The organism is Claveliimonas monacensis, assembly GCF_014982975.1.
Taxonomy (GTDB): domain Bacteria; phylum Bacillota; class Clostridia; order Lachnospirales; family Lachnospiraceae; genus Claveliimonas; species Claveliimonas monacensis.
The window spans coordinates 42,687-49,113 of record NZ_JADCKL010000016.1; the positions used below are offsets into that span (position 1 = coordinate 42,687).

Sequence of the window (6,427 nt, forward strand, 5' to 3'; positions counted from 1 at the left end):
ACTCCCTTCGTCTACACTCTCCCCGCCATCAGGCCGAATATTTTACAACGCCCGCCGCATTGATGATGGAGATGATCATAACCCCCACATCTGTAAACACAGACTCCCACATGGTGATATAGCCGGCCGCCGCAAGAAGGAGTACAACAAACTTCATGATCAGCGCAAAATTGATATTCTGGCTCACCACCCGGACAGTCTCCTTAGCAATCCGCACCGCATCCACAACTTTAGGCAGCTCATCCTCCAGAAGAACGATGTCAGCCGCCTCGATAGCCGCGTCAGACCCGAGAGCCCCCATGGCGATTCCTACATCCGCCCGGGCGAGCACCGGGGCATCGTTGATCCCGTCTCCCACACATGCCACTCTCTCCGCCTCATACTGGTACTGCATGAATTCCTCCATCTGTTCCAGCTTGTCTTCAGGCATCAGCTCTGTGTAGGCATAGTCCAGCTGCAGCTCTTTTGCCACCGCATTACCGGCAGCCCGGCTGTCTCCCGTAAGCATGACCAGAACGGCATTGTACCTCTCCCGCAGCATCTTCATGGTCCACCGGGCATTCTCCCGGATCTGGTCCTCGATGACAATATAGCCGGCATACCGGTCTTCACGAGCTACATAGATGACGGTCCCGACGGTCTTCACCTGCTCTACCCTGAGCCCCTGCTCCTCCATCATACGGAGGTTTCCGATATGTACCCTGCTGCCGGCATAGTCGGCGCTGATCCCGTATCCGGGCATCTCCTCCACGTTTGTCACTTTCGAGGCATCATAGGCCCCGCCGTAGGCGTTCATAAGCGACTGGGCGATAGGATGGTTGGAATAGCTCTCCACATGGGCTGTGATCTCCAGAAGCTCCTCCTTCGTGATCCCCTCCGGCCGCACCCGGGTCACTGTGAAAGTACCTTCTGTCAGTGTACCCGTTTTATCAAAAACAAATGTATCCACCTTTGCCAGCATTTCCAGATAGTTGCCGCCTTTGACCACAATGCCCTGGCGGGCCGCCGAGGCGATCCCTCCTAAAAAGGCGATGGGAACAGACAGGATCAGACCTGTCGGGCATGCCGCAATGAGTACGATCATTCCCCGGTAGATCCAGGTCTCCCAGCCGCTTCCGGTGATAAGGAGAGGCGGGCAGACCATGATGAGCAGAGCCGCCAGCACAGCCACGGGCGTGTAGATCCGGGTAAATTTCCTCACAAACCCTTCACTGTCTGCCTTCTGCTTCTGGGCTCCCTCCACCAGCTCCATGATCCTGGACACGGTAGAGTCCTTGTAGAGCTTCTTCACCTCGGCTTCCACCACACCGGTCATATTGATACTTCCGCTGTAGATCCGGCTGCCAGGGCCCACACTGTCGGGCATGGCCTCACCTGTCAGGGCCTTTGTGTCAAGACTGGTATTTCCGCTTTGGATCACCGCGTCCACCGGAACCCTCTCGCCGGGCTTGATAATGATCACATCTCCCACTTCAAGCTGGGACGGCTCCACCTGCACTTCGCCGCTCTCCTCTTTTCTCGTGGCAAAGGCAGGGCGTATATCTATAAATTTTTCAATCGTCCTCTTTGTCCTGTCCACAGAGACTGCCTCGAGAATGCAGCCCACCTGGAACAGGAGCATGGCAGCTACCGCTTCCATGTAATGCCCCACGGCAAGGGCTCCCACTGTAGCGATCACCATGAGCAGATGCTCTTTCTCCAGCTTTTTCTGGACAAGGCTGCTGCTGATACTATAAAAAGAGCGGAATGCGACCACAAGATACACGGCGAGAAACAGAAAAAAACGCACTTCGTTTTTCAGCATCATCTGTCCCGACAAAATAACAGCGGCAACATATAGGATCGCTCCTGCCGCCAGTATACCCGCCTGTATCTTGATTTCCTTCGCCATCATTCCGCCCCTTTTTTGTTATTCTTACACTTTACTCGCTGATATGCTCCATGCCCTGGCTGATGATCGTCTGGATATGGCCGTCAGCCAGTGAATAGAAGACAGTCTTTCCCTCTCTTCTGTTCTTCACAAGCTTCATCTGCTTCAGGATCCGAAGCTGATGTGAAATGGCAGACTGACTCATGCCCAGCAGCTCCGCCAGGTCGCAGACACACACTTCGGCCTGCAGAAGGGCGCAGAGAATGCGGATGCGGGTGGCATCTCCAAACACCTTGTAGAAGTCCGCAAGTTCCTGGATCGTCACCTCTCCGGGCATCTTGGCGCGCACTTCCCGGATGATATCTGTATGTGCAGCCACTACGTCACAGCATTCTGCCTCTGTCTTTTTCATCGTCAGTCACCCTTTCTGAAGTCATCGTTCTGTCTGCCTTATTCATATGAATATCAGTTCATCTGTTAATTATGCCAAAATACCCCTGGCATTTCAACCTTTTCGCCGAAAATCAAGGAAACTTAATACTTTTGTAATACGGTTTTTCCGTACAGGGCGCGGATAGAGTTCAGCACACAGAGCATGGCCACTCCCGTGTCCGCGAACACCGCCATCCACATGTTGGCCATTCCCGCAAATCCAAGGATCATGACCAGCGCTTTCACTGCCAGTGCAAAGACCACGTTCTGCATGGCGATCCGTCCTGTCTTCCTGGCAATGGCAACGGCCTCCGGAACCGCCGTCACCTGGGAGGTCATAAAGACCACGTCTGCCGCCTCAATGGCCGCGTCTGCACCGCTTCCCATGGCAGCCCCCACATCCGCGCCAGCCAGCACAGGGGCATCGTTGATCCCGTCTCCCACGAACAGGACCGCCCCGCTTTCCCGGCGCATTTCCTGCAGATGGGCCAGCTTATCCTGGGGAAGGAGCTGTGCAAACACCTTGTCAATGCCCGCCTCACCGGCCACCGCCCGGGCGCTCTCCTTGCTGTCGCCTGTGAACATGGCCGTCACAAGCCCCTGTTTTTTCATCATGTCTATGGCGTCTTTTGCCTCATTTTTCAGAGAGTCCGCAATGACGATGCAGCCGGCCAGTTCCCCGTCAAAGGCCAGAAGCACCTCTGTGCCGTACTGGTCGTTTGCATACCGGTCCATCTTTACGTGGAACATTTCCATGAGAGCCTTGTTCCCGCAGAGGACTTCTCTTTCCTCCAGAACAGCGTGTATGCCTTTTCCGGAGATCTCCTCCACCTCTTTGGGCCGCTCCAGAGGCATGCCTTTCTCTCTGGCAGCCTCCACAATGCTGGTCCCGATGGGATGGGTGGACCCCATCTCACAGCGGGCAGCTGTCTGCAGCAGTGTATCCATGCTCTCCCTTCCGAAGGGGATCACGCTCTGCACCTGGAATTCTCCTTTTGTGATCGTGCCTGTCTTATCCATGACCACTGCCTTTACATTTTTCAGCGCCTCGATGGCAACTCCTCCCTTAAAGAGGATACCCTTTTTCGACCCGGCCCCAATACCGGAGAAAAAGGCAAGGGGGACGCTCAGGACAAGAGCGCAGGGGCAGCTGATGACAAGGAAAGTGATCGCCGTGTAGATCCACTCTCTCCAGTTCCCGGTTATGATAGACGGTATGATCGCCGTGGCCACTGCCGCCAGCACTACGATGGGCGTGTAGACCCTGGCAAATTTTGTGATAAAGCGGTCCAGTTTCGGCTTGCTGGCAGCCGCATTTTCCACAGAGTCCAGTATCTTTGTCACCATGGACTCAGCAAGAGGCTTCTCCACTTTCATCTGCAGCACGCCCTGCTCATTGACACAGCCGGACACAAGCCGGGAACCTTTTCGCACAGTCACCGGAACCGGTTCTCCGGTCACAGGGGAGGTGTCGATCCGGCTCTCCCCCTCCGTCACAACGCCGTCCAGAGGGATGCGGTCTCCCGGTCTTACAAGAAGGATATCTCCCACCGCCGCGTCTCCCGCCGGGATCTCGTGCACTTCTCCGTCCTCCAGGCGGCCCACCACCTCAGGACGCATATCCACAGCCTCCATGATCTGAGAACGGCTCCTGGCCACAGCCACATCCTCAAAGAGCTCGCCGACCCGGTAAAACAGCATCACTCCCACCGCCTCAGCGAAATCGCCTATGGCAAAAGCTGCCAGCGTGGCTACACTCATCAGGAAATTCTCATCAAACACATGGCCTTTTCCCAGATTTTTAAAGGCAGTCCAGACAATCTCCCATCCCAGAAGCACATAGGCGATGACGTAGCACACGGGGGGCCAGAGAGACGGAGCCCCCGCATGCTCAGCGATCTCTCCCGCCGCAAAGAGGACTGCCCCCGCTGCTATGATCAGGATCTCTTTTTTGTTCTCCTGGAAAAGGCTCTTCTTTTCCACTTTCTTTACTGTCTGTATCTCCTCCCTGGGTGTCACCGTCACCTGCTCCTCTATGGAGGCGCAGATCTCCCGGAATCTGGGCAGGAGCTCCTCCTGGTGGTTGGCCGCCACCCGGAGCTGTTTTGTGGCAAAGGTGATGGTGGCCATCTCCACGCCCGGCAGCTCCCGTATCTGCCTCTCCATCTTGGCTGCACAGTTGGCACAGCCAAGTCCTTCAAGAATGTAGACCTTCTGCTCTACGCCGGCAGATACGCCGTCAAATTCCCGGCCCGTGTGGTGCACCTCCTCGTGGGAATGATGGCTGTGGTCATGCTCGTGCCCGCAGCCGCAGGCTTCATGGTCGTGACCATGCTCGTGGCCACAGCCGCAGGCTTCATGGTGGTGCTCATGGGTGTGTTCTGATTCTCTCTTTTCAGCAAGCATTGTACTCCCTCCTGTGTTTGTCGTAATATATGAATGATTGTTCATATGTTCATGCTTTAATATAAACACAGAACGGCACACATGTCAATAGGATAAGCAAAAAAAGAGAGCCAACGCTCTCTTTTTTCTGCACACTCTCTATACCGGGAAGTCTTTTCTGCTGTCCTCCACTGCACAGGAGATGGCCTCATTGAAGGTGGGGTGGGCTCTCATAGCGTAGAGGAGCTGGGTAGATGTAAGCCCATTGGCAAGAGCTGTGGCCAGCTCACCGATCATATCCGTGGCTCTGGGGCACATGAGTTGCGCCCCAAGCAGCTCATCGCTGTCCGGCGCAAACAGCACCTTGATAAATCCCTCTTCCTCGCCTGCGATGATGGACTGCCCGTTCCCCTGCATCACGTACTTTCCGCACCGCACCGGCACGCCCTTCCTGCGGGCCTCCTCTTCTGTCAGCCCCACGGAAGCGATCTCCGGGTCTGTGTATATACAGCTGGGGATAATGGAGACCGGCGTAAAAAGTCCTCCTGGAACCATGGATATGATGACGGACGGCTTCCTGCCATTCATCCTCTCCACCACATAGGCAGCCTGGGCTGAGGCCACATGGGCCAGCTGTATGCCGCCTGTCACGTCCCCCACCGCGTAAACGCCCGGGATATTAGTGCGGAAGAAATCGTCCACCACGATCCGGCCTCTCTCCAGTTTTACCGGCACATCGCTCTCAAACAGTCCCTCCGTGGCGGGACTGCGCCCCACCGACACCAGCACTGCATCTACGACCTCTTTATTGTTCCTGCCGTCACAGACAAACCGGCACACCAGCCTGCCGCTCTCTTTTTCCTGCTCGATCCTCTCCAGGATGCTCTCCTTGCAGATCCGGATGCCTCTGCCTGTCAGGATGCGCTCAAGCGCATCAGAAAATTCCCGGTCCATGTTCGGCAGAAGGCGGTCCGAGATCTCCACCACCGTCACTTCCGTACCCAGAGACTGGAAGACTGTGGCCAGCTCCAGCCCTATGACGCCGCCGCCCAGGATCAGCATCCGGTCGTACTTGTGGGCGTCCGCGGTGAGAAGCTCCTCACTTGTCATGACACCGGGCAGATCCATGCCGGGCAAGTCCACAAGGTTCGCCTTCGCCCCAGCGGCCACCAGGATATTTTTCCCCTGGCAGACGGAAGTCGTTCCCACTTCGTCCGTCACCCGCACTTTCCGGTCCCGGCAGATCACCGCGCTGCCCCGGATCAGATCCACATCCAGCTGCCGGAATTCTTCCTCCAGTTCTTCTCTCATGCGGTCCGCCGCCATATCTTTGTACTCATAGATCTTCTGAAGGTCAAAGGAAATCCCCTCTGCGTGCAGGCCGAACCTCTCACAGGTTGTCATCTCCCTGTACAGTGTGGCCGCGTGAAGCAGCGCCTTGGCAGGGATGCATCCTCGGTTGATGCAGGTTCCTCCTGCGGATCCCCTGTCGATAAGGGCCACTGACATCCCCAAACTGGCCGCCTTTCTGGCAGCCACATAGCCTCCCGGCCCTGCGCCCACGATCACGAGATCATACGTATCTCTCATAAATATCCCCCCTACTCAATCTGGGTAGTGTCCAAAACTACCATGCTTTTTATTGGTTAAAGTTACGTTTTACCTTGATCTTTTGGAGGTTTGCAAATAAAAAGAGCATTGACCTCCCTTTTCGTGTATAATGTCATCGACCAAAACAAC

General features: G+C 55.7%; 4 protein-coding genes. All 4 read right to left on the minus strand.

The window, feature by feature from the left end; translation table 11 throughout:
• Positions 1 to 28: 28 nt before the first annotated feature.
• The 4 genes from INF30_RS13780 to lpdA all read right to left on the minus strand — a co-directional run bounded on the left by INF30_RS13780 (position 29) and on the right by lpdA (position 6,277).
• Positions 29 to 1,894, minus strand: coding sequence for a heavy metal translocating P-type ATPase (locus INF30_RS13780; protein ID WP_226395626.1), 1,866 nt, complete (start codon positions 1,892 to 1,894; stop codon positions 29 to 31).
• Positions 1,895 to 1,922: 28 nt separating this feature from the next.
• Positions 1,923 to 2,282: an ArsR/SmtB family transcription factor gene (locus INF30_RS13785; protein ID WP_076779082.1), complete on the minus strand. Its 360-nt coding sequence runs from the start codon at positions 2,280 to 2,282 to the stop codon at positions 1,923 to 1,925.
• Positions 2,283 to 2,404: 122 nt separating this feature from the next.
• The gene (locus INF30_RS13790; RefSeq protein ID WP_226395627.1) at positions 2,405 to 4,708 is read right to left on the minus strand and encodes a heavy metal translocating P-type ATPase; all 2,304 of its coding nucleotides are present in this window, start codon (positions 4,706 to 4,708) and stop codon (positions 2,405 to 2,407) included.
• A 138-nt stretch (positions 4,709 to 4,846) separates the two neighbouring features.
• Positions 4,847 to 6,277 (minus strand): dihydrolipoyl dehydrogenase, encoded by a 1,431-nt coding sequence (lpdA, locus tag INF30_RS13795; RefSeq protein WP_226395628.1) that lies wholly within the window; start codon positions 6,275 to 6,277, stop codon positions 4,847 to 4,849.
• Positions 6,278 to 6,427 lie beyond the last annotated feature (150 nt).

Excerpts from the sequence above, each read along its gene's own strand:
- INF30_RS13790 (WP_226395627.1), bottom strand. The coding sequence starts at position 4,708 with ATGCTTGCTGAAAAGAGAGAATCAGAACACACCCATGAGCACCACCAT.
- INF30_RS13785 (WP_076779082.1), bottom strand. The coding sequence starts at position 2,282 with ATGAAAAAGACAGAGGCAGAATGCTGTGACGTAGTGGCTGCACATACA.
- INF30_RS13780 (WP_226395626.1), bottom strand. The coding sequence starts at position 1,894 with ATGATGGCGAAGGAAATCAAGATACAGGCGGGTATACTGGCGGCAGGA.
- lpdA (WP_226395628.1), bottom strand. The coding sequence starts at position 6,277 with ATGAGAGATACGTATGATCTCGTGATCGTGGGCGCAGGGCCGGGAGGC.